Origin of the sequence: Bacteroides sp. OF03-11BH, assembly GCF_003604005.1 — a bacterium.
GTDB classification, from domain to species: domain Bacteria; phylum Bacteroidota; class Bacteroidia; order Bacteroidales; family Bacteroidaceae; genus Bacteroides; species Bacteroides ovatus.
This window is the reverse complement of sequence record NZ_QTMW01000053.1, coordinates 1-22,500: the sequence shown is the minus strand read 5'-3', so window position 1 is coordinate 22,500 and position 22,500 is coordinate 1. Positions and strand designations below refer to the sequence as shown.

Sequence of the window (22,500 nt, the reverse complement as noted above, 5' to 3'; positions counted from 1 at the left end):
TCATTTTATGAAAAAAAGTACAGTAATGCTTTGGGCAATCTTTGGAGTACTACTGATGAGTTGCTCAGAAGAGGAGATTGCGAATGTGGAAACCTCCTCACGAAATGCGATTGGTTTTAACGTGTTAAGTAATGCGGCGGAAACGAGGGCTACCCCTACTACCAACACCAACTTGAAGAACACCGATTTCGACGTGTTCGCTTTTACGGCGGATGGTACTGCCTTCATGGGAAAGAACGACACGGAATTTGAACATGACGGAGTGAAGATCGTGTACAAAAATGGTAAGTGGGATTATGACAATGCGAGCGACCTTCGTTATTGGCCTACCGAGGCTTTGGACTTTTACGCGTTCAATCCCGGAACGGTTAGTGAAGACATGATGGTGTTTTATAGTTGGGAAGCCACCAAGGATGTCCAAAAGATAAGTTATACCTGCATGGATGAGTATGGAGCCGGTACTCATGCAAACTACGACGTGATGTATGCCATGGCCAAAGGCCAGACAAAAGACATGAACAACGGAATAGTGAAATTTAATTTCAAACATATTCTGTCACAGGTCGTATTCAAAGCAAAGACCCAATACGATAACATGCAGGTGGACATCGACGTGATCAAGATTCATAATTTCAAATTTGCCGGCGCCTTCACATTGCCTGCGGCAGCCGATGGAACGGGAAGTTGGAGTTCGTCTGATTTAGCATTTCCACACGCATTTACCGTAGTGAAAAACGCAAACATCACGGTCAATAGCAATACCGAAGCTACCGATATTACCACAAATACTCCTATGCTGAATATACCACAGGAGCTGACTGCTTGGAAAGTTTCCGAAACAGCCACCAAAAGCAAGTTGGAGGCCGATAATGCGAAGCAATGTTATCTGGAGATCGCCTGCAAAATCCGGCAGTCCGGAGCTTATCTGTTGGGTTCAGCAAGCGAATACAAAACAATTTATGTTCCGTTCGGAGATACATGGGAACAGGGCAAGCGTCATATCTACACGTTGATTTTCGGTGGTGGTTATACTGATCAGGGAGAGGCTGTGTTGAATCCGATCCAGTTTGATGCAGAGACAACAGGCTGGGTTAATGCGGCAAAAGACGTAAACGTTTAATTAATATCGTACCCGTTGGCAGGTTAAACATACGCAAGATTAATCCTGCCAACGGGTTCTTTATAGGGAATCGCATTTTCAATATACTTTTTGATGTGTAGGGTTGCTTTTTGCGTACCTTTTTCCTGGAGAATTTCTTTTGTGGAGTGTTTGCCCTGTATATTCCCGATACGCTGTTATAGCAGGGAACTGTTTTTATCCAAGTAGTCAGATATAGCCTCTTGCAATACCGATTTTAGCGAATCGCCTTTGCGGATCGCGATCAGCTTTAAGTTCTGGTGATAGGTTTCGTCCATGACAAAATTACAATGCACGGTTTTCGCTTTCTTCGGCTTTTGAGCCTCTTTTTGCCCGGCCGTGGATTGGATCAGGCTGTCTAATCCCCCGGTCAGCCCGGCCGACATACTGTTTTTTAAATCGTTCTTCTTTGCCATATGGTTACTTTATTTCTGTTAGCAGTTCGTTACATACCTTTTCGTAGTCCTCTGCCCCGGCAGATTTGGGGGCATAGTGAAAAATATCCTGCCCTTGTGTCGGGGCTTCGGCCAGCGCAATGGAGTTGCGTATATGGGTGCTGAACACTTTGCCCTGGAATGTTTCCTGTACCAGTTCCGAAACGCTCTTGTTCAGGTTCTTTCTTCCGTCGTACTGGGTTATCAGAACCCCGGCTATCGAAAGATCCGAGTTCAAACGTTGCTGCACCTTGTGGACGACCTGCATAAGTTTGGCCATTCCACGCATTGCCAGGAATTGAGCCTGAACCGGGATAATCAGCCGATCCGAGGCCGTCAGTGCGTTAAGCGTGAGCAGCGACAGCGAGGGGGGACAGTCGATCAGGATATAATCGAATTTCTCCTTTTGGCCCTTGATAAGGTGGGCTAAGATAAGTTCCCGCCCGGCCTCGTTGATTAACTCCGTTTCAACGGCCGAGAGATCCAGGCAGGAGGGAACGACGCTAAGGCCGTCCTTATGCTCGTAGATCGGCAGGTCGTATTCGCCTTTCATCGCACCGTAGATCGTTTGGGGAAGCTCCGCAGAGAAGCCCAGCGATTCAGTCAGGTTGGCTTGTCCGTCAAGGTCGATCAAAAGAACCTTGTACCCTTTTTGACGTAACGCGCCGCCCAGGTTGATCGTGGTTGTAGTCTTTCCTACTCCCCCTTTGTGATTCAATACGGAGATTACTTTTGCTTTGCTCATAAATTCAGTTTTTTAAATGGTTGTCATGTCCGCAAATATAGTCAAAAACTAATATACTAAAATACTAAAAGTAGTATTTTTCGTTTTTTGCGTGTTTTTTGTGCCGATCGGGGAAGCGTACCGAAATAAATCCGGTTTCCACCTTTCGGTACGTTTTGTTTCTGTACCGGAATTAATCAAAGATTAGAATAACCATAAATGTTTTTATACGTTAATCATACGTATGTATATATGTATATATTTGTTTTTGAGTATCTTTGTGTGCTATGAATAAAAAATAAAAGACATGAGCACTTATTCGTATAAAAATCCGAAGTTTATAAATTCCCCTAAAGGGGTGGTTGAAGTTGTAGAAGTGATTTATGACGGCAAAGATGATCCGGCCTATTCACTGGCTATTATTAAATGGGAAAATACCTATAAATTAGGTATTCGTTGGAACATCGCTTATAGTGAATGGGACGATTACCGCAAACAGAACGGGCAAGATGAATGTATAGGTAATCCACAGTCGAGAGGTATTCCCACCTGGTTTGTTTTGCCCGATGATATGATGTTTAGTGAGAAGTTCAGCGGTGCGATGCAGAGGCTTGATGAATTAAGAAAAGGTAAATAAGTAATGGAACAGGGAGAAATCATATTATACCAGCCGGATGAAGCGGTCAGGTTGGAAGTGAGGCTGGAAGATGAAACCGTTTGGCTGACACAGGCGCAAATTGTGGATCTTTTTCAATCCAGCAAAGCAAATATAAGCGAGCATATAAAAAACATATATGATCAGAAAGAATTAGAGGAAAGTTCAACTGTTCGGGATTTCCGAACAGTTCGACAGGAAGGCAAACGGCAAGTGATGCGCAATCTGACTTATTACAATTTGGATGCGATCATATCCATTGGGTTTCGTGTCAATAGTAAAAGAGGTATTTTATTTAGGCAATGGGCGAATAAGGTTTTAAAGGACTATCTTTTAAAAGGGTATTCCATTAATAAACGTTTGTCAGAACTTGAAAGGACTGTCGCTCAACATACCGAGAAGATAGATTTTTTTGTGCGTACTGCCTTGCCCCCGGTCGAAGGCATTTTTTATAACGGCCAGATTTTCGATGCGTACAAGTTCGCTACCGATCTGGTAAAGTCGGCCAGGCGTTCGATCGTGCTTATCGACAACTATGTGGACGAAACGGTCTTGCTCATGTTGAGTAAACGCAGCGTCGGTGTCTCGGCCACCATTTACACCCAGCGTATCACGCAGCAACTCCAACTTGATCTTGACAGGCATAACAGCCAGTACACACCTATCGACATCAGGACGTACCGGGACAGTCACGACCGTTTCCTGATCGTTGATGAAACGGACGTGTACCATATCGGAGCCTCGTTAAAGGATCTGGGGAAAAAGATGTTCGCTTTCTCAAAGCTGGATATTCCGGCGGCTGTGATTACTGACCTGTTATAATATCCTTTGTCTTATGAATGGGCTGTCGCAAAAGAAAAACCCGTTCTTGATGAACGGGTATATCCTTGACTTGGTTACGTGTTTTGAAAACAGAGGCTTTACCAAGCATTACAATGCAAAGATAGTAATTATAGGTTAATTAGCGAATTTCTTTTTTGGATAGATCCGGAAATAATGCCGTCCTTGAAAGAGGTGGATAAGGTGATTAAAACAATAGATAAGGAAGAACAAAAGCAAAAGGGATGAATGTGGTTATTTATTCACGTGTAAGCTCGCAGTCGGCCAGGCAATCGACCGAACGGCAGGTTGTCGATCTGGAGAGGTTCGCAGCCGGACGGGGGTACGAGGTGACGGCGGTCTTTGAGGAAAAGATAAGCGGACGAAAGGCCAATATCGAACGCCCGATTTTAAGCCGTTGCCTGGAATACTGCACAGATCCGCAGAACCGGGTGGATATGCTGTTGCTGACCGAGATCTCACGCCTGGGGCGTTCCACCCTGGAGATCCTAAAGGCACTCGATACGCTGCACACGCATAAAATATGCGTGTATATCCAAAACTTGAACCTGGAAACATTACGGCCGGACAAGACGGTAAACCCCTTGTCCTCTCTGATTACTACCCTATTGGGGGAACTGGCCGCAATCGAACGCCAGGGGATCATTGACCGCCTTAATAGCGGACGGGAGTTGTACATCCAGAAAGGGGGCAGGCTGGGACGGAAGCCGGGAAGTCGGAAAACGGCCGAACAGAGGAAAGAGGAATACCGGGAGGCGATCGCCTTGTTAAAGAAAGGCTACTCGATCCGGAACGTGGCGAAGCTCACGGGAAAGGCCGTTTCGACGATACAACAAGTAAAAAAAGACTTCATTAGTAGCTGATTATCGGAACAAATATTGTATTTTTGCAACAAATACGAGTAAATGCACATAATTAAAAACGAGTATTTACACGTGTCTAAAAACGAGTATTTGCACGAAAATAATCAGAATCTAAATAAAAACGGTTATGGCAACAATGGCGGAGAAAATGGCGGCTTCACTGGAGGAATTAAGAAAGCTCCAGGAGAAAGACCGCTGTGTCGTCCTGCAAGGGACGGCCGAGATAGGGAGGACGCATTTAACCCGGCTGTTGGATAACGGCTGGTTGCAGGAAGCCTAATCCGAAGCCGTCTTTTGCGGCGGCATTTGAAAGACGTTCAAATGCACCGAATACTCGTTGTTGCTCATCTTCGGTCATGCCCGTACCGGTATCTTCAACGATAAGTTTCAGCAAACCGTTATCATAATCCGCTGCCAATGATACACTACCGTTATCCGTGAACTTGATGGCGTTTGACAACAAGTTGTTGCCGATTTGCAGGATACGTTCCTTGTCGGTCAAAACCACCGCATCGGTGTGGCTCTCCACTATCAAAGTCAGCCCCTTGTTCATGGCAATGGGCATGAACTCCGTTTCAAGAATATGCGTGATTGCGGAAATCCTGCAAGGGGAAAGGTTGGGTTGCTCCTTGCCGTTGTCCAGACGGAAGAAATCCAGCAGCGTGTTGAGCATCTCCCGCATACGCTCGGAAGATTGCCGGATATTATCCACATACATGGTGCTTTTATCCGCGCTACAACTTTTCTGCATCAGTCCGGCATAGCCTCATTTTGTCAATCGTATTTTTTCGTGGTAGAAGTAGTTTACGATGACAGGTTTGCCTTTTTCCGAGCGTCCGTATGGCAGATCGTTTATACGATACGGGAAGCCCTGCTCCTTGGCGTAATTTGAAATGTCCTGCTCCAATGCCTGCCAGTATTCAAGCCTTTTTTTATTGTAAATTTCCTCGTAAAGCGGTATGAGGTCAGGATACTTCTCACGGATATACGTCATTATCCCGCCTTTGAACTGCCCGCGTAAATTCAGGTTTTCAAGCCAGATTAAATCAGCATAATCTTTTACCTCCTCTATTATTGCCTTCACGTCTGTTATTCTGGGGAATATGGGCGAGACGAAGCATACGGTGCGGATACCTGCCTCGTATGTCTGACGCATCGCTTTCAGACGGCGTTCAATGCTTACGGCGTTGTCCATATCTGCGCAGAACTGCTCGTCGAGCGTATTGACAGACCATGACACAGTCACTTTGGGAAAACTCTTCAACAGGTCGAGATCGCGAAGGACAAGATCGGACTTTGTGCATATCATAATCTCGGCATCGCTTCCTCGCAGCTCTTCGAGCAGCCTTCGGGTACGGTGGAATTCTTCTTCATACGGATTGTAACCGTCCGTCACAGACCCTATTACAACACGTTCACCGTCGTATTTATGAGGATTCGTTATCGGCTTCCAGTTTTTTACATCTAAAAACGTACCCCACGGCTCGGTGTGCCCGGTGAACCGTTTCATGAACGATGCGTAGCAATACCTGCAGGCGTGGGGACACCCTACATAAGGGTTGACCGAATATCCTCCCACCGGCAGAGAGGATTTGGTCATTACACTCTTTACATCTATTTCCTTTATTGTATCCATATTCATTGTATTCGTCTGGTAAATTGTTCCGGCAATTCCTGAATCATTCTTTCGTCGCCCATAATCGGCAGCAAATCCTCTTTCATGAACACCGGTATGCCATGAGCCTTTGCCTGTTCTGCAATGCTAAGCACCCATTCGGGGCGCGAATATGACTTTCCTTTTCGGTTTCCGGTCTCTGTGCCTATGACAATCCAGTCAATTCCCTCGAAATCAATCTCGCCGATATCATCGAAGAGAGGTTCAAACGTGACATGGTAGTGTCGTGCTTTGATATTCTTTTTCAAATCATCAATCCTCCTTTTCTCGGAACTGCGCGTAACGGTCACGCCCATCCATACGTTCTCGTCGTCAGAGGAGAAACTGATTTTGTCAGGGCGCTTCGTCAGAAAGATATAGGCGTGCTGGGGATTGCTGCTGATCCGCTCGAAAATTTCTGCGTTCCATTCAGGCTTCCAATCGGAGAAATCGCTCATTCCTGTCATGAGCCACACATGAGGACGGGACGTATCGATGATGCGCAGTTTTCGTTCCATGTATTCAGGCACGGAAAAGTCGTCGGTAATGTGGAAACGGCGGCAGTTGTTACGGGCATAGCAGTAAGGGCATCCTATAGTGCACCCTACCACTATGTTCATGTTTTTTATCAGGGATTTAATGCAGACACTCATAACACAACTGTTTCTCCGTCCTCCGGGATAATCAGCCGGCTCATGTCGGCTTCGTGATGCGTTGCCTCATTGCGCAGAATTGCACGGGTGGTCTGGCAATGGTCGATGGCATCCATGTGTACGGCTATCAGCTTGATATGCGAAGGCAATTCGTCAAGTATCTGCATCACTTCGTTCTCGTCGGGGATGATAGGACCGTCCGTTTTGGAAAATTCGGGAAAGATTGCACCTCCGGAGTTTACCACGATATAGTCAGGATTGAACCGTTCCACGGTGTCTCGGATACATGCTTCCCATCGGCAGTCACCCATTATATAAACGGTCGGGAAGCCCTCGGCTTTTAGCACATAACCTGATACAGGTCCCATCATCTGCCCGATCTGCCCGAAACCATGATGTCCGGTCGTGCGGTAAATGGATATGCCGTCTATTGTTTTTATTTCTTCGATGGGTATCACATTTGTAAATCCGTCGTTTCTGATGGCGTCCGCGTCCTGGGGCTGAACGTAGAAAGGAATTTCTTTGGGCAAATGTGTGGGGACACTCGGCTCGTAATGGTCGATGTGATTGTGGGTCAGGAGCACCATGTCCACGCCTCCGATAATATCCTGAATAGGAATGGTGAGGTGTACCCTCGGTGTTTTATTCACACCGAGGGCCGATATCAAAGTGCCTTTGTCGGCTAAAACGGGGTCAATTAGCATGGTGTGTCCCGCATACCTGATTTTCAAGGTGGCATTGCGCACCAATTGTACTGTGGATGTCTTTTTCATGACTATATGTCTTGTTATTGATTACGGGTGCAAAGTTCGGAAGAATCCGGCGAAACATCTATGCCTGAAAAAACGGTAATTATGCCATTTTGATAAATGAAATTATTATCTTTGCAAAAACGACAAGGATATGGACGAGATAATCAACCCTGATCGACTGGTCAGCGTACCGTTCAACAAGACACGCTGCGGCGTGGATTTTTACATCAATACTGCCATAAACAAGGACATCGGACTTGTGCTGACAGAAAACAAGCGGTTTAAGACAGACTTCTTCAGCTTCTACTTTTTCCGTAAGGCAAACGGATATTTGCTACTGAACTTCCGCAAGATTGAACTGCGCGACGGCATGGTTCTCCTGCTTTCACCCCATCAGCAACAAGAGTGGCATGTAGATGAGACGGCGTTGGATTACACGTTCCTTATATTCCGCGAAGATTTCATGCGTACTTTTATCGCCGACAAGTTCTTCGTTTTTCGCCTTTTGTATTGTTACCAGACAGATACGCCGCCTTACATCAATGCCACACATGACGAAATGAAGGAATATATGCGGCTGCTCGGAAAGATTAAGTATGAGCTGATGAATCCAGTGTCCGATACGTACAATATCATTGTTTCCTTACTATATTATCTTTTGCTGATTATCAATCGTACATACGCTGCCGCCTATTGCTTGCCCGCTGAAATTGCTAAAAACAATTTCGCTTTTCGGTTCAAGGACTTGTTGGAACAGAATATCCGCACCCACCAGCGGGTGCAGGAATATGCAGACATGCTTCATGTCAGTCGCATCACACTCAATAACTCAGTAAAAGCCCAATTCGGAGTATCAGCTACCCATTTGATAAAACAACGTCTGCTTGAGGAACTGAAGAACGAATTGCTATTCTCCAACCGCACTGTCAGTGAAATGGCGGATGATTTCAATTTCTCTGATCCGAGCCATCTCATGCGCTTCTTCAAACAGCAAACAGGCAAAACATTTACTCAGTACATGACGGATTACAATAAAGGCATATACGAATAACTTCTTAATATAGTCGATAGCGGCTATCGAAATATGGTTGTTGATGTTCAGGCGTTTTTGTACTGCATGAACCATTTTACGATTTCTGGATCTTCGTGCGAGCCGAGTAAGAAAGGCTTGTCGGTATCCAGCGTCTTTATCCGTGCCATGTCGTCGGCCGACAGGGTGAAGTCTAATATGTCGAGATTCTGCTTCATGCGTTCCGGTTTCACAGACTTAGGAATAATTATGCACACTGATATTTATCGCGCCCGGACAGGTGTTCGGTGCGGAAGATGACGGCATGCAGTTCCAACCAGATGGCTACCTGCTTATGTTCCATCCCGACCTGCTGCGGAATACACCTCTCGGGCGGATAATGCGTGAATATTCGTTCTTTTCCTACGAGACAAACGAGGCATTGCACCTTAGTGTGGAAGAACGGCAAATCATCATGGATTGCTTCCACAAGATTCAATATGAATTGAACCATCCGATACACCGTCACAGCAAGAACCTCATCACAGACAGCATCAAGACGTTCCTTGATTACTGCACACGTTTCTATGACCGCCAGTTCATCACACGCGACAACCAAAACCGAGACATCCTCGCAAGATTTGAGCGGTTGCTTGACGAATACTTCCATGATGGGGCTGCTAAACGGATAGGCTTGCCCACTGTACAGTATTGTGCAGACAAGCTCTGCCTCTCGCCCAACTATTTCAGTGATTTATTGAAAAAAGAAACAGGTTCAACCGCCCTGCATTTCATTCATGACAAGTCTATTGAAATAGCCAAGACGGAACTTGCATCTACAGACGACACCGTTAATGAAATCGCCTATAATCTCGGTTTTCAGTACCCGCAACATTTTACCCGACTGTTCAAGAAAGAGGTAGGTTACACTCCGAATGAATATAGAGCGCAAGTGTCGTGAGAATTGGATTAGTACAGAATATTAGAACCCAACACCTCTCTTGCGCTTAACTTTCTTCCTTCTGCGAAGTATATCCACCATTTCCTGATTGGCTTCCGCATCAGCAGCGTTATAAGATGAGCCACTGCTTTTTAGCAATCCCCAAGAGCCGTTGAACAACTCGCTTTGTGCCGTGCCGGACGGTGCGCTTGGTGTAGCCGTTTCATATATTCCGGCTGTTATTCCCATACGTTCCCTGCATCTGTTGTGCTGCAAAGCCGCGTCAATCTTGGAATAACTGAAACGCCTGTCCACTTTGGAGCCGTTGAAATGGTAGCCATTCATGGAGAATACAACACCCTGCACCTCGCTGGTCTGCCCCTTATGCTTGAAATGTACTTCCACTCCCTGCCGTTTCAGGTTGGTGATAAGCACGTTCCAGTTGCCGCATCTGCCGACTTCCATTTTGATGATGTCGTAAAGCGCATATTTCGTCCTGTCTGGCTCTTTCAGGCGGTTGCGTTTGACATTGTCCTTTCCGCCAGCCATATGCAAGCCGTATTTCAAGGTCAATTCCTTGCAGATGCGGGTACTGCGCAGACGCTCGTGCCTGTCCGATATGGTATTGCCGTTGTTGTCTATGCGGTTGAAAGCAATATGCACGTGCGGATGCTCCTTGTCGAAATGCTGGGCGATGAAGAACTGCGTATTCTTGATTCCCATCCGTTCCATATATTCAAGCGCGATGCCTGCCATGATACGGTTCGTCAGCCGTAACTCATCCTCTTTGGAAAAACTCAACGCGATATGTCCGACAGGTTTTGTCACCTTATCGTTCATCCGTGACTGGGCATTGAAACTCATGGCGATAGTTTCCAGATTTTCCATAAACAAGCCTTCGCTTGCTACTATCTGCGTATCCTTCTTCTTGTCGATGATGTAATCCACCGCACCCTTGAAGTCGCTTCCTTTTACGATTTTCGCCATCATATCCCTATCTTGGTTATAAGTTCATGAATCCTTGCCACTGCCACCTTGCAGTCCCACCGTTCATCGTGGAAGCCTCCGGCGTTTGCCTTACGCGCAAGCTGGTTGAGATTGTTAGCCATGCCGCAGAGTTGGCGGATGTATCCGGCATGTTCCTCCGACAGCCGTTCTTTCACATGACCGTTACGGAAACATTCCCTCATGTACTCGCTTGGTGATACGCCCGCCTCATGCGATCGTGTCAGCAGGCGGAAGTAGTCGGCTGCCGTCATTTTCACTGCGATACGGTATTTCAGTTTCTCGGTTGCTGTTAATTCTTTGTATTTTCTTACCTGCCTCAAATCCGCAACTAAGCCCTTCAACGTCCTTCTTGCGTGTACACGTCCTCTCATTACTGAATTATCAGATAAATTGAGGCAGAAACACCCACTTCTGCCTACAACATCCCCTTACCCCACAATGCGACTTGAGACAATACGCAGTATCATACCCATAAGTTGTAGGCGTTATCCAAAATCAGTCTGAAAAATATCTGCGTAAGCATTGTTACAGGTATAGATATTCAGCACATACCGCCTTGATGTCCTGATCCACTTGGCTGGTACAGAGATAAACCTGAAGACAAACGCTTTTATGCGACTTGTTGCATTGAGTCCGAACCTCTTTACGTCAAGTCTTTGGATAATGGCCTTGTAGAAGTTACGGATAAGTGCTGTAAGAAGAAGGAACACAGTGTTCTCGGCCATGAAGGATTTGGGCAATCTGTCCCACCCGAAACCATTGTTCATATCATCAAAGATACGTTCCTTTCCTCCACGAAGGTTATAGAACTCGACAATTTCTCTTACGGAAGATTCATAGTCGTTAGTCAGGATACAACGGTATGTGTATTCTCCTTCCCAAAGATCCTGCACACCATCCATCCGTTTCTGTCTTTGAATCACAAGTCGGTATGCTTTACCCTTCCACTTCTCAACAAGGATAGAGTTCAATTCAAACTCAATGCCATTGATTTCCTCAGTCTTCCAGCCTCTGAGAGCAAATATGTCATTGTAGAGCGAACTGCAGCGGTTAGTGCGGATATAGAAGGACTTGCAGTGTTTCTCTATTTCCTCCACGATTTCCTCGGAACATGATCCGCAATCAGCTCTGAAACGATTGATAGTGAGCCTGTTCTGTTCAAATCTCTCAAAGAACCTCTTCAGCGTGTCCTTCTGATGAAAACGAAGGTTTTCGTTAAGCCAGATGAGCAGAGCTAAGTTTACTTAAGCTCTGCCATGGCGAGAAAACGTGCCATGAAATGGAACTTTTGTGTTACCATCGCTATTCTCAATGCCAACAATCAAGTCACCAATAACCGCCACGCCAGGGCGATAACCAGAGAACTTCTTGTATGTAGGCTTTGCATCATACTTCTCACCCTCTTTCAGTTGGTCAGATGCAAACATACAATTGAGCAGTAAAGTATTGAGAGTGTCAGCCGTGTTGAAATCGTAGTTCTTACCCGTATCTGATGTGTATGAGATGTTTTCTTGCGTCAGTTCCTTTATCGCTCTGAGGATAGTATCAGAACTACAAGTATGAAGTGTCGGATGAAGCGAGAGATGGTTCATCAAATGAGTAGTGACATCCTCAATACATGAGCCACCACAGAAGTAGATACTCATGAGAGAACGGATGATTTCGCTGTACTGATAACCTAACGATCTACACCTTAGACCGAGGGTTGAGTCGATTACAGATGACAATGTGGAGTCAAATTGCTCATCAGGTAGGGCGGAAGGATTTCGAGGAATTTGGACGACGCATAGGGTTGGGCAATAAATTGATAAAGCGTGAGCTTGATGAGTTTGTCAAAGAGAAACCATTGGTGCAAGTATTGATAGACCGTTCCTTTTTATCGGAAGAACTGAAAAAGTAATATAGGATGTCTATGGGGTACAGGTGTAAGATGCTTTCTTTCTGATGAAGGGCGGATAAAGCATTCTTCAGGAAAGTACTTCTCCTTTTCCCATACCGGTCATACCGTTAAAACTGATTGATAATTATGACGCGTATGTTGGCCGGTATGCCTATCTTTGTGGCAATGAAAACAGAGAAAGGATTGATTTTGTAAGTATTATCATGGCAAAAGAACTGATTCGTGTCCCTAGGGTGCTTGGGGAAAGCTATAATTCCGTGCTGATTGAACGGTTGTATGAGGCAGGTGGAAATGTCATGCTCGATCTGATCATATACCTGGGCAGCTATCACCTCAAAGACTTGTTCGGGACTTCCTGGTTCTCCGTAGAAGACTTCTGCCGTAAGATGGGGTATGACCGTACCAACTTGCAGCGCAAGCTGGATAGCCGGCAGCTCGCGGCCATGTTCGGAAAGAATATGCAGCCGGAATATGTATGTACCGACACGGCAGGACAGAGAATCAGCCATCCTATCGAGACGGTTTTTGAGGCGGCTCTCTATAAACTGGGATTGGAGAACCTCTGCTATCCGACCATTGGCGAGGATGGCCGTACATCCTATAATTTCGTGCAGATCTTGAAACGTTTCGACATAATGACCGATTTCAAGACGAAGAAGTCAACGAAAAGGCTGTACTCGGCAGTGGTAAGCCCGGAGATAAAGAATTTCATGTTCTCGCTCTATAACCTCTTGGAACTTCAGGATTACCGTAGCCTGCCCAGCCGTTACCGCTATTTCTATCTGGAACTTTCCAAGATGGTTTACCTGATCAAGTATAAGACCACCAAGAATGAGGCTCCTTTTTATGTGCTGACAGTCGATCAGCTGGCTAAAAAGCTCGGCATAGAGATTGCCGAACCCAAAGACCGGAAAAAGAAGGTCGCCTCGATACTGAAAAAGATGAATACTTACCTGAAATATACCAATTTCAATTTCTCTTTTGTGAAAGGCGATCATGAGAGATGGGCATATACCGTGTTGTTCTCGTTTCCTAGGCATACGCTGCACTATTTTGATGAAGGACAATATGCTGTCGTGGTGAAGAAATTCTATAAGAACCTGCTTGGGCTGTATGTCGAGATTGCCTACCCGGACACGGATATGGCTGTCAGGAGGAAGAAGATCAAAGAGGTGGAGGAAGATGCCGGACTGTATAAAGAGTTCCTTTTATGGGCAAACTCCCCGGAAAGCGTAGAAAAGAAGAAACAGATATATATCAGTGATTTCGTGGCTGTATTCGGCAGGTTTCCGGAAGGATGGGCACAGGAAGAGTTGGAGAGTGCCAATGGAACGGAAGTTGCTCCTGCTCCTGAAGAGTTCATATCTCCGGAGACGGACGGGGCGGTGAACATGGACGATCCAGCTGTGTAGAACCGTCCACGTTTCACGGTTTTTTATAGAATTAGTTGTGTAGAAGTGTCCCTATTGGGGTGATTAGATGTGTGGAGTCATCCGCTTTGCCTGTTTTAGTTGTGTAGAAGTGTCCCGTTTGTTGCTTCTAGTTGTGTAGAACCGTCCACTCCTTTTGCTTTAGTTGTGTAAAAGCGTCCGGTTTCACTTGTCAGCTGTGTAAAACCGTCCACCCGTTAATGAAGGGAATAGGTAATCCCTGTTTTTTTTATATGTCGGTATATCAGTGAAATAAAAGAGAGAAATTTTTAAATAAAAGGTATCGGCTGTGTAAAACCATCCACCAAAATACATAATAAAGACCTAAACTCCTAACCCCTTTAAATATCCCCAAAGCGATAACATAGAAATGACTGGGAAAATAAATTTTCCCTTCACATGCCCTATACGTACTTTCGGAAAAAGATTTTTCGGAAGTATGTGTTGATTTTCACGTTTTTTTATATGATTGGAAGGCGGTTCTGTTCATCTTCTGTATCCGAATTAGTTTTTCAGGGCGTTCCCTTCTGACCGGGCTATTCGTTGCAAGTCCTCGTTACCCTCCAGGCTTTTCCCTGCTATCCCTAACGCTCTACGCTCCGGCTATGCCGGAAGAGAGGTATGATGATTTTTTCCTGAACTGATAGGAACATTGCGAAGGTAGGCGTGGCCGGAACGCCCGATATTGAAAAGCCAAATCTCCATCCTCCCATTCCGGGAGGTAGTATTTACCAGTTCAATCCCGTTCTGATCCGTCTTTCCCGCTTTCTCTTCAATGCACTGTTCCCAATCAGTTGAGGAAAAATTTATGGTTGGGGCGACAAGCGATGTTTGCGAGTATTAATCTTTTAATTTTTGGCAGTATGAAAACGAAGAGAACCGTATTTGAAGTGAATGACGTTTATCGGGTGATGGAAAACAGCGAGTTGATTTATACCTTGACGAACAGTGAGAAACTGAAACGTGAAGAATATAAGTATGAACAGATGGAAATAGAAGGATTGTGCTTGTCTGATGTACTGGAAACACTAACACCCAGCCGTAAAAAAGTCGCTTATGCGGCGATTGAGCTATATAAACGGCTGAAAGAAGGGCAAGTTGAAAGTCCTGCGCTTTTATCCAGCAATAATGTTTATAAAATGATGCATCCTGTTTTGTGCGATATAGCTACTGAAGAGATGTGGGTGCTGTTGCTGAACAGTTCGTCCAAACTCATCCGTAAAGTCCGTATCTCATGCGGCGGGATAAATACCGCCCCTGTGGATATACGGGTTATCATGAAGCAGGCATTGTATTATAACGCCGTATCTTTTATCATGGTACATAACCACCCATCAGGAGCACGCAAGCCCAGCAGTGCGGATGACCGCTTGACGGAAGCAGTTAAAAAAGCCGCTGAAACATTAGACATCCGTTTGGTTGACCATGTGATTGTGGCAGGCAATAACTATTATAGCTATGCGGACGAGGGAAGATTGCAAAATAGGTAAGGTGGACGGGAGAAATCCCGTCTGCCCGGGATTTCGGCTTCGGGGTTCTTTTTTGGCAGTCACCCCAAAAAAGAACCAAAAAAATGCTTCCCGGACTATCGGATGCGACATCGTAAAATACGCAAAGACGTGGCTTTTCAGAATAAATACATATCTTCGCGCCAAAGGTGATCGGAATGAATGTATTTTCTACTTTTGATACAGGCGTTATGGTGGCTCTCTTACTGGGCATTGAGTTTCTTAGAAGTGATATCCGAACGATTCTCTATTGTAAAAGGAATGATCCCAGGATTCTTAAGAGTTGCTTATATACGCTGCTTATATTATTGACCAGCCTTTATTCTATTGTGGCCGGAGCCATGCTTCATCCGGAACCCGTACCTGTTTATGAGTTGATACCCGGTTTTCAATATGGGGTTTATGGCTTTTCTTTTTCGTTTATATTGCTCGCTGTTGCATGTCTTTATCGTAAAACATTACCTTTTGTCCTTTTGGGCTACGCTATGATATATGTGATCGGTGTATTGATACCACTACTTAGGTATGTAGTGTCTATGATGGATTATTTCACTCGCACAAGGGTATAGCAGGTTAATTTCTTGATTGTATCGGATTGCCCTTTCTGTGGGCTGCCTCCCCCGGCTTCTTTCCTCCGATCCGAGTCCGGCTTTTTGCTCGGCAAAGGTTTCGGGATTCCGCAAATGGCAAGTTACGGCCATGCGCCTTTACTGTATGGAAAATAACGATGAAGAAGTGTCTTCCCGACATTTTCCATAAGTGAAACTTGGCTTATTGCTTGCAATCCAGACCTTGATATGCCGAAAAAAGGCTCAGAACTCAGATGGGGAATGACATCAAAAAAAAGGTCGGCTGACCAAAGACCTTCCCGATACAAAAAATGAAAAGGTCTTGAATCTAGCTGAAGAATAAATCAGATGTTCAACTTAAATAATGCTAATATGGAAAATTTGATTACACAAATCAACAAAGAGAGATTGGTTAATAGCGACACAGCTCTTATGATGAAGGAATTATACTATTACGTGCCTTGTGAGTATTGGTATGACAAACAGGATAGGCTACGCACCGATATTGAGGGAAGGAATACCCCGATGTATATGTGCGAGTGCCCGACACTGGCAGCATGTATCCAATGGATGATACAGACTCGTGAATATACGTTTCAAACAGAACAAAACGTGGCGGTCTGGCATGTGGTTGTGAGGGCTGGAGATTATGTGTTGTATGACTCCGAAAGTAATGCGGACGCTTTTTGTTGTTTGGAAGAAGCATTGGAAAAAGCGGTACAGGAGTGCATGGAGTTATTGTATTAAAATTAAAAAAAATCAGTCCCCGTGAAGGGGACTTTCCTATAATCTTGCTGAGAGGTGGAATTGCAGACGATCTTTGAGAATCATCTTTGAAGGATGGGCAGAGGTTTATTCGTTATTTGTTATTTTTGTTCTCGGATTTCAGCGCAATTCCATTCCTTCTTAATAGGCGATATACTGTTCCGCTACTGCCTATGTTTAATATTTTCTGTATCTCCCTTACCGGCGTTCCGGATTCATAGAGTTGGATGCAGCTTTTCTGCTTGGCGATGTTGTTTTTGTTGATAAGTGTCTTTCTGCCGAATTTGACACCTTTTTCCTTGGCGATTCTTCTGCCTTCTTGGGTTCTCTCATAGATAAGGTCTCTTTCAAACTGAGCGAAAGCACCGAGAATGTTGTTCATCAGTTGGCCGATTGCGCCTTCCGTACTGATGTTGTCTTGCAGTGAGGTGAATTGGATGCCCCTATTCTTGAAATCTTCCAATAGCGTAAGGATATTCTTCAGCGAACGGCCAAGCCGGTCCAGCTTATATACGACAAGTGTGTCGCCTTCCCGGAGAAAGCTCAGGCAGGCATCCAGTTCCGGGCGGTTTTGTTGACGTCCGGTCATTTTCTCAGAGAAGATTTTCTCGCATCCGGCAGCCTTCAACGCTTCCAGTTGCATATCCAGATGTTGTTCCTTGGTGGAAACACGGGCATATCCTATTTTCATCCTGTTTTCGTATTTAAATGTGTAATGAAGGTTTTAATTCTTCACTTTTTCAAATATGAAGACATTAATTCTTCATATTCCTCACGGCTGTATTGGTTGAACCCCTTTTGCTTCATTGCCAAAAGAAGCCTTTCCAGTTCTCCGATAGTCACTACCTGTTTGCCGATAACGGTAAATTGTTCCCATTCTCCCTTTTCGTTGAGCAGGTATTCCCGGTGTGCAAAACAGTAAAGAGAACCATCGATGTCATTCCGTTTCTGCCATTGACGCAGGTGCTTCAAACTGGTGAAATCACGGGTGACAGTACGTGGAATGGGAACCAATACGTCAATTTCCATCTTGAATTTTATATTCTCTTCCGCTTCTCGCATGGGTGATTAGCTTATTTCATAATACATCAATTATCGTATGGGCAGGAAGTTCCAGTTTGGAGAAAGCAAACATTTTCTTGCCCAAATCCTTTAGCGATGCCCCAATATGATATACTTCCGTATTATCAATGATTAAGAAGCGGTCATGACTACTTTTGTAGGTTCTAGCTTCAATGGGAGGATATTGGTCATTGTGTTTGTTTAAATCAAGTTGGAGCTGTGCGTTTATTTTGTGTATAAATAGTAGCTGATACTCCACTGTTTCGTTTGCTCAACATGAGTAACACGGATTCATCTACATAGTTGTCGATAAGCACAAGTGAGCATTTGGCAGACTTTATTAAATCTGTAGCAAACTTATACGCATCGAATATCTGACCGTCAAAGAATATACCTTCCACCGGAGGCAATGAGGTGCGTACAAAGAAGTCTATCTTTGCATCATGTTCAGCAATGGTTTTCTCTATTTGGAAGAATCTATTGTTCATTCTATATTCCATGTCATTGAGCCGTTGGTTTATAGAATAACCTTTCAATAAATATTCTTTTAAAATTTTATTTGCCCATTGCCTGAATTGCGTACCTCTTACGCTTTTAACTCTGTATCCAACTGAAATTATTACGTCTAGACTAAAGAACTTGACAGGCTTATCGGAATTAGCAATGTGCAAAAAATGCACATTGCTTTTCTCTTCCAATTCCTTTTCCTTAAAAACATTATTTATATGTTTGGTAATAACGGTTCTGTCACGTTGAAAAAGTTCTGCTATCTGCGCTTGTGTGAGCCAAACGGTTTCATCTTCTAAACGTACTTCCAACCTTACAGCTTCATCCGGTTGGTATAGTATGATTTCTCCTTGCTTCTCCATTATATGTTTCGCTTTTATTATATTGTTGCAAATGTACGAAAAAGAAACGTTATAAAGTCTGTTTTTTCCGTAAGTATTACCTTAAAAATTTGTTCCCTTTTTATTTTAATAAAACAGAAACATTCTGCTGTTTTAAAAATCAGTTATCTGTTTGCTATTCATAGTTAGGGTATCAAATAACTAAAATTCAAATGGAAACGCAAATCTATATTTTATGCAGATTTGTTTGTTAGAAGCGGAGAAAAGGACACAAGACATGATAAGAATCATAGGTCGGGGAGCGCCGCACGGCAAGGGGGGCACTAGCCTCCCGACGAGTGCAGCCGTTGGCCGGGTTATCGGTGAAAATGGAAAAAAGTTGGCTTTTCTTTTGGTATTGTTATAACTTTGTCTATATTTGTGTTGTGATAATCAATTTTAAAGTTATAACATTATGGTAACAAACATTATTCAGATTGGAAACAGCAAGGGGATAATACTTCCTTCCGAGATATTGAAACAGTTGCGTTTGTCCTTGAAATCGGCTGTGAGCATTTCTTTGGACGGGAACAATATTGTGATAAAGGCACAACCACGGCAGGGATGGGCGGAAGCTGCCAAACGTGCCCATGAGAATGGGGATGATGAGTTGCTTATCCCTGATGTGTTTGAGGATGAAAAGTTTGAGGATTGGACATGGTAGAACAGTATGGAGTGTATTGGGTAGAGTTAGACCCTACCCGTGGGGGTGAAATGGCAAAGACACGGCCATGTGTTGTTGTAACTCCTTCAGATTTGAATATGTACCTTACAATAGTAGTCATTGCTCCGATAACCTCCACCATAAGGAACTATCCTTACCGGGTTCTGTGTTCTGTAGCCGGGCGTGATGGGGAGATAGCCACGGATCAGATTCGCACGGTGGACAAAAGCCGGCTGAAAAGAAAGATTGGAGATTTGAATTTCAGTGAGATAAAAAGACTGAAGGAAGTGTTTCATCAAATGTTCTGTGAATAATGGAAAGTGTGCAAATAACAGGTTATGTAGCGTATTCAAAAAAGATATTATGAAGCCAACTACTTATATTAATTGGGACGGTCTGAAAGACATTCCATTCTTCTACTGCGATACAAAGGAAGATGAAGAAAACAAGGATTTCGACATCTATTACCAGGGCAAGCTGGTGTTGCATGACTACAACCATTGCGGACACTACCTTTACACTGCTGCGCTGCTGTTCAGTAAAATCAGAAACATTACAGCCGACTGGGTGAACCTGCATAACCTTTGGATTCTGCGTGATTGCGTGCGCGAGAATTACAATCACGGCATAGGAGTGGACGACCTTATTTTCGGAGAGAATTTCGATGGCAAGAACCTCGATACACTCACACCGCTTACCAAGAAACGCTTTGATTATTTGTGTAAGCGGATTAAGGAACTTGACCCATACGCAACAATTTAACACTTCATTGGGCGAAGGCAGGGCTTGCTGCGGATGCCAGACTTTAAATAATCCATTGGATTAATTATCTTTGCACGCTAATTTTCAAATTATAAAGAAATGACTAAATCGGAAATCGTAAAGGAAATATCTGCCAGAACCGGCATCGACGGCAAAGCGGTGCTTGCTGTTTTGGAAGGATTCATGAACGAGGTAAAGACTTCGTTGGGTAAGGAGGAAAATGTCTATCTTCGTGGATTCGGTAGTTTCATAGTGAAGAAGAGAGCGCAAAAGACAGCTCGGAATATCTCTAAGAATACTACTATGATTATTCCGGCTCATAACATACCGGCATTTAAACCGTCTGACGAATTTTTGAAAATGGTAAAACAACAGAACGCATAATAGGTAAACACAATGAAAGATCAGTTACGATTATTGAGAGACTGTATCAATAATGATCGTCCGGCAGTTGTCTTTCAGGGAGACGATTTTTGCGCTCCTGAGATTTTGGAAGCAGCAAAAGAAATTTATCGTAAACATGGTTGTTCCGAAGAATTTCTTTTTGACTGGCAGCTGCTTATCAATGAGGTGAAGGCTTACCAGTTAGAAAGTCCGGCAACTGTCAAATTGCCGAAACTCTCCCCGACAGAAACGGAACTGGTGCGGGAAGAGATGACTAAACGCTAAAAAATATTCTCGTTTAATACGCACCTTTTATTCTTCAGGCAGCGTATTGAACGGGATGGGATTAAAATGTTGGCGAACCTGCTTTTTTCGAAAGTTCCTGCCAATAGTTGAAGTCACTCGGTGAAAGATGCTCTTGCATCCAGTCACGCATACCAATATCGTTTCTTTCGTTCACATATCTCGTAAACGGAATCATTGTCTTACATGCTTCAAATCCAAGCATTCTCATATGGCGTGAAATGTTGGGAGGAAGACCTTCCAACCACTCTTTATAATACATTATCAATCTGTTTTCTTGGATTGGAACCGCTTGTTGGTGGTAAATATAGCTGGCGTTTCCGATTCTAATATCTCTGGCCTTATTTTCCCGTTCTTCTTCAGGTAGCCGACTTAAATATTCAGCTTGTGCTATTCTGCATTTGGAGTTTGGATGTTCCATGGTATTTTATATAATTAAGACTCTTCAATGATACGGTTCATCAAATCACATATTTTTTGGCAGCTATGACGGTCTGCGCAAGCAGGATAGGGGCATTTCTCAAAGGATGCCTGATTATCCGTAACTATGAAACCTCCGGAACGACGTACATAACTTACCGGATGAAAATAAATATCTTCCTTTTTCGGCCTATAAGTACATAGTCTTATAAGGCTGTTCAGCTCTTTGCAAATTTGCTCACATTTTTCTTTGGGATAATGTGGCAAATCACTGAATGCTTCGTAGGGGACAAAGGCAAATGCTTTGTCATCCCACATGACAGGTGTGTAATTCTGTACCATTTGTTATTTGGAATAAGGATGGCTGGCAGATTCCGTATTTCTGTATCAGTTAGGTAATCCGTCACTATTTAAGTGCGCCTGGGCAAACTCCCGGAGGTTCGTTTCGGCAATGCACTTTTCATAAATCTCATCCAATACTTCTTGCATATTTTCTACTTTATTGAATTTTAAGGGGCTGCCGTTTGTTGCGGCTTGCCTTTCCAGTTGTTCGATGATACTGGGAAATATCCCACGCAATAAACCGACGGTAGCTACGGCTGTAGCTGGTTCTACCTCTATTGTAATCTTTTTCTTTTCCATATCGTTGTATTATGTTATCAAAAGTAATAATTATTAGGATATTGGTAAGCATTTCTTCTGAAAAACTTTTTAAAGATATTGTTTTAAGATGACATACTGTGTTTTTGCGTTCACGCAGTATTCTTTCCCACCCTCCCCTTCATCGGAATGACTGTTCTCATTCCCGGTTTACCCGTAATCATCCGCTATGCGGCTGATTATGGGTAAACCGGAAAAGAGAAGTTCCAAACGTGGGCGGGATTGCAATGGTCATCATCCGGAGCTTCGGCATTGCCGAAACAACCTCCTTCTTCCGTATTGCAGTCCCTTCCTTTTACCGTTTGTCCCGGCAGTCCGTTGCTAACCCGTTCCCCCCTGCCACTTGTGGCAGGGAGATAGGAATACGGTTTTGCAGGCAAAACCGTATGGCTTGTTTTACTTTCCGTACTGCCCTTTTCCTAGTTTTCTGCCTCCCTTAATGTGCGTTTTTCATAGCCCCATCTGAGACCCTTTGTTTTTGAACGGCAAATTTATTTCGGTGGATGGATACGAAAG

The 22,500-nt window shown here is 44.2% G+C and carries 30 protein-coding genes and 3 pseudogenes; 16 read left to right on the top strand and 17 right to left on the bottom strand.

Annotated elements, in window-relative coordinates; all coding sequences use genetic code 11:
- Positions 1-7: 7 nt before the first annotated feature.
- Positions 8-1,120: a fimbrillin family protein gene (locus tag DXA54_RS24175; protein ID WP_118171447.1), complete on the top strand. Its 1,113-nt coding sequence runs from the start codon at positions 8-10 to the stop codon at positions 1,118-1,120.
- Between the two features lie 176 nt (positions 1,121-1,296).
- Here the strand turns inward: DXA54_RS24175 and DXA54_RS24170 are convergent, their stop codons facing one another.
- Positions 1,297-1,554: a hypothetical protein gene (locus tag DXA54_RS24170; RefSeq protein ID WP_005648607.1), complete on the bottom strand. Its 258-nt coding sequence runs from the start codon at positions 1,552-1,554 to the stop codon at positions 1,297-1,299.
- Between the two features lie 4 nt (positions 1,555-1,558).
- A complete protein-coding gene (locus DXA54_RS24165) occupies positions 1,559-2,317 on the bottom strand; it encodes a ParA family protein (RefSeq protein WP_007564630.1) in 759 nt (252 codons plus the stop codon).
- Positions 2,318-2,603: 286 nt separating this feature from the next.
- Here DXA54_RS24165 and DXA54_RS24160 point away from each other — a divergent pair, with 286 nt between their 5' ends.
- The 3 genes from DXA54_RS24160 to DXA54_RS24150 all read left to right on the top strand — a co-directional run bounded on the left by DXA54_RS24160 (position 2,604) and on the right by DXA54_RS24150 (position 4,654).
- Positions 2,604-2,933, top strand: coding sequence for a hypothetical protein (locus DXA54_RS24160; protein WP_005868799.1), 330 nt, complete (start codon positions 2,604-2,606; stop codon positions 2,931-2,933).
- Between the two features lie 3 nt (positions 2,934-2,936).
- Entirely contained in the window at positions 2,937-3,773 is an 837-nt protein-coding gene (locus tag DXA54_RS24155; protein ID WP_117682277.1) for a virulence RhuM family protein, read from the top strand.
- A gap of 242 nt (positions 3,774-4,015) precedes the next feature.
- Positions 4,016-4,654, top strand: a complete 639-nt coding sequence (locus DXA54_RS24150) for a recombinase family protein (protein ID WP_120080892.1) — start codon at positions 4,016-4,018, stop codon at positions 4,652-4,654.
- Positions 4,655-4,928: 274 nt separating this feature from the next.
- On the opposite strand, the pseudogene DXA54_RS24145 reads toward DXA54_RS24150, so the two are convergent.
- From DXA54_RS24145 to DXA54_RS24130, 4 genes and pseudogenes are all read right to left on the bottom strand, one after another.
- A pseudogene (locus DXA54_RS24145) lies at positions 4,929-5,420 on the bottom strand (sensor histidine kinase); the annotation flags it as partial.
- Complete coding sequence (locus DXA54_RS24140; protein WP_004329298.1) at positions 5,421-6,296, bottom strand: radical SAM mobile pair protein B; 876 nt, start codon at positions 6,294-6,296, stop codon at positions 5,421-5,423.
- Positions 6,293-6,961, bottom strand: a complete 669-nt coding sequence (locus tag DXA54_RS24135) for a radical SAM mobile pair protein A (protein WP_004329299.1) — start codon at positions 6,959-6,961, stop codon at positions 6,293-6,295. The genes DXA54_RS24140 and DXA54_RS24135 overlap by 4 nt, the downstream gene beginning before the upstream one ends.
- Complete coding sequence (locus tag DXA54_RS24130; protein ID WP_004329300.1) at positions 6,958-7,734, bottom strand: MBL fold metallo-hydrolase; 777 nt, start codon at positions 7,732-7,734, stop codon at positions 6,958-6,960. The genes DXA54_RS24135 and DXA54_RS24130 overlap by 4 nt, the downstream gene beginning before the upstream one ends.
- Positions 7,735-7,864: 130 nt before the next feature.
- Here DXA54_RS24130 and DXA54_RS24125 point away from each other — a divergent pair, with 130 nt between their 5' ends.
- Positions 7,865-8,764 (top strand): helix-turn-helix domain-containing protein, encoded by a 900-nt coding sequence (locus tag DXA54_RS24125; RefSeq protein ID WP_004329302.1) that lies wholly within the window; start codon positions 7,865-7,867, stop codon positions 8,762-8,764.
- A 47-nt stretch (positions 8,765-8,811) separates the two neighbouring features.
- Here the strand turns inward: DXA54_RS24125 and DXA54_RS28100 are convergent, their stop codons facing one another.
- Positions 8,812-9,000, bottom strand: coding sequence for a hypothetical protein (locus DXA54_RS28100; protein ID WP_005775886.1), 189 nt, complete (start codon positions 8,998-9,000; stop codon positions 8,812-8,814).
- Positions 9,001-9,023: 23 nt separating this feature from the next.
- Here DXA54_RS28100 and DXA54_RS24120 point away from each other — a divergent pair, with 23 nt between their 5' ends.
- Complete coding sequence (locus DXA54_RS24120; protein WP_004329304.1) at positions 9,024-9,683, top strand: helix-turn-helix domain-containing protein; 660 nt, start codon at positions 9,024-9,026, stop codon at positions 9,681-9,683.
- Positions 9,684-9,704: 21 nt separating this feature from the next.
- On the opposite strand, the gene DXA54_RS24115 is transcribed toward DXA54_RS24120, so the two are convergent.
- The 3 genes and pseudogenes from DXA54_RS24115 to DXA54_RS24100 form a co-directional block, all read right to left on the bottom strand.
- A complete protein-coding gene (locus DXA54_RS24115; protein ID WP_120080890.1) occupies positions 9,705-10,652 on the bottom strand; it encodes a relaxase/mobilization nuclease domain-containing protein in 948 nt (315 codons plus the stop codon).
- A complete protein-coding gene (locus tag DXA54_RS24110) occupies positions 10,649-11,041 on the bottom strand; it encodes a MobC family plasmid mobilization relaxosome protein (protein ID WP_005868789.1) in 393 nt (130 codons plus the stop codon). Before DXA54_RS24110 ends, DXA54_RS24115 begins: the two co-directional genes overlap by 4 nt.
- Before the next feature lie 114 nt (positions 11,042-11,155).
- Positions 11,156-12,415: pseudogene (locus tag DXA54_RS24100) on the bottom strand (IS1380 family transposase); the annotation flags it as partial.
- Between DXA54_RS24100 and DXA54_RS24095 the strand changes: the two are divergent.
- The 5 genes from DXA54_RS24095 to DXA54_RS24070 all read left to right on the top strand — a co-directional run bounded on the left by DXA54_RS24095 (position 12,397) and on the right by DXA54_RS24070 (position 16,824).
- On the top strand, positions 12,397-12,570 hold the full coding sequence (locus DXA54_RS24095; RefSeq protein WP_224201638.1) for a hypothetical protein: 174 nt from the start codon (positions 12,397-12,399) through the stop codon (positions 12,568-12,570). The pseudogene DXA54_RS24100 and the gene DXA54_RS24095 overlap by 19 nt on opposite strands.
- Before the next feature lie 203 nt (positions 12,571-12,773).
- Positions 12,774-13,982 (top strand): hypothetical protein, encoded by a 1,209-nt coding sequence (locus DXA54_RS24090; protein WP_005868786.1) that lies wholly within the window; start codon positions 12,774-12,776, stop codon positions 13,980-13,982.
- An 881-nt stretch (positions 13,983-14,863) separates the two neighbouring features.
- Positions 14,864-15,490 (top strand): RadC family protein, encoded by a 627-nt coding sequence (locus tag DXA54_RS24085; protein WP_005868785.1) that lies wholly within the window; start codon positions 14,864-14,866, stop codon positions 15,488-15,490.
- A 176-nt stretch (positions 15,491-15,666) separates the two neighbouring features.
- Entirely contained in the window at positions 15,667-16,077 is a 411-nt protein-coding gene (locus DXA54_RS24075; RefSeq protein WP_005868783.1) for a hypothetical protein, read from the top strand.
- Between the two features lie 348 nt (positions 16,078-16,425).
- A complete protein-coding gene (locus DXA54_RS24070; RefSeq protein ID WP_005868782.1) occupies positions 16,426-16,824 on the top strand; it encodes a hypothetical protein in 399 nt (132 codons plus the stop codon).
- A 112-nt stretch (positions 16,825-16,936) separates the two neighbouring features.
- Here the strand turns inward: DXA54_RS24070 and DXA54_RS24065 are convergent, their stop codons facing one another.
- The 3 genes and pseudogenes from DXA54_RS24065 to DXA54_RS24050 form a co-directional block, all read right to left on the bottom strand.
- A complete protein-coding gene (locus tag DXA54_RS24065) occupies positions 16,937-17,533 on the bottom strand; it encodes a recombinase family protein (protein WP_005868781.1) in 597 nt (198 codons plus the stop codon).
- A 41-nt stretch (positions 17,534-17,574) separates the two neighbouring features.
- Positions 17,575-17,904, bottom strand: coding sequence for a hypothetical protein (locus tag DXA54_RS24060; protein ID WP_005868780.1), 330 nt, complete (start codon positions 17,902-17,904; stop codon positions 17,575-17,577).
- A gap of 16 nt (positions 17,905-17,920) precedes the next feature.
- A pseudogene (locus tag DXA54_RS24050) lies at positions 17,921-18,773 on the bottom strand (virulence RhuM family protein).
- Between the two features lie 433 nt (positions 18,774-19,206).
- Between DXA54_RS24050 and DXA54_RS24045 the strand changes: the two are divergent.
- The 5 genes from DXA54_RS24045 (at position 19,207) to DXA54_RS24025 (ending at position 20,886) form a co-directional block, all read left to right on the top strand.
- Positions 19,207-19,455 (top strand): AbrB/MazE/SpoVT family DNA-binding domain-containing protein, encoded by a 249-nt coding sequence (locus DXA54_RS24045; RefSeq protein WP_005868778.1) that lies wholly within the window; start codon positions 19,207-19,209, stop codon positions 19,453-19,455.
- Positions 19,449-19,769, top strand: coding sequence for a type II toxin-antitoxin system PemK/MazF family toxin (locus DXA54_RS24040; protein ID WP_005868777.1), 321 nt, complete (start codon positions 19,449-19,451; stop codon positions 19,767-19,769). Before DXA54_RS24045 ends, DXA54_RS24040 begins: the two co-directional genes overlap by 7 nt.
- A 49-nt stretch (positions 19,770-19,818) precedes the next feature.
- Complete coding sequence (locus DXA54_RS24035) at positions 19,819-20,217, top strand: hypothetical protein (RefSeq protein ID WP_005868776.1); 399 nt, start codon at positions 19,819-19,821, stop codon at positions 20,215-20,217.
- A gap of 99 nt (positions 20,218-20,316) precedes the next feature.
- Positions 20,317-20,601: an HU family DNA-binding protein gene (locus DXA54_RS24030; RefSeq protein WP_005868774.1), complete on the top strand. Its 285-nt coding sequence runs from the start codon at positions 20,317-20,319 to the stop codon at positions 20,599-20,601.
- A 12-nt stretch (positions 20,602-20,613) separates the two neighbouring features.
- Entirely contained in the window at positions 20,614-20,886 is a 273-nt protein-coding gene (locus DXA54_RS24025; RefSeq protein WP_005868772.1) for a hypothetical protein, read from the top strand.
- A 61-nt stretch (positions 20,887-20,947) separates the two neighbouring features.
- Here DXA54_RS24025 and DXA54_RS24020 read toward each other — a convergent pair whose 3' ends face one another.
- The 4 genes from DXA54_RS24020 to DXA54_RS28305 form a co-directional block, all read right to left on the bottom strand.
- Positions 20,948-21,325, bottom strand: coding sequence for a hypothetical protein (locus tag DXA54_RS24020; RefSeq protein WP_005868770.1), 378 nt, complete (start codon positions 21,323-21,325; stop codon positions 20,948-20,950).
- Positions 21,326-21,339: 14 nt separating this feature from the next.
- Positions 21,340-21,666 (bottom strand): hypothetical protein, encoded by a 327-nt coding sequence (locus DXA54_RS24015; protein WP_005868769.1) that lies wholly within the window; start codon positions 21,664-21,666, stop codon positions 21,340-21,342.
- 45 nt (positions 21,667-21,711) lie between these two features.
- Complete coding sequence (locus DXA54_RS24010) at positions 21,712-21,966, bottom strand: hypothetical protein (protein ID WP_005868768.1); 255 nt, start codon at positions 21,964-21,966, stop codon at positions 21,712-21,714.
- Between the two features lie 197 nt (positions 21,967-22,163).
- The gene (locus DXA54_RS28305; RefSeq protein WP_165863287.1) at positions 22,164-22,364 is read right to left on the bottom strand and encodes a hypothetical protein; all 201 of its coding nucleotides are present in this window, start codon (positions 22,362-22,364) and stop codon (positions 22,164-22,166) included.
- Positions 22,365-22,500 lie beyond the last annotated feature (136 nt).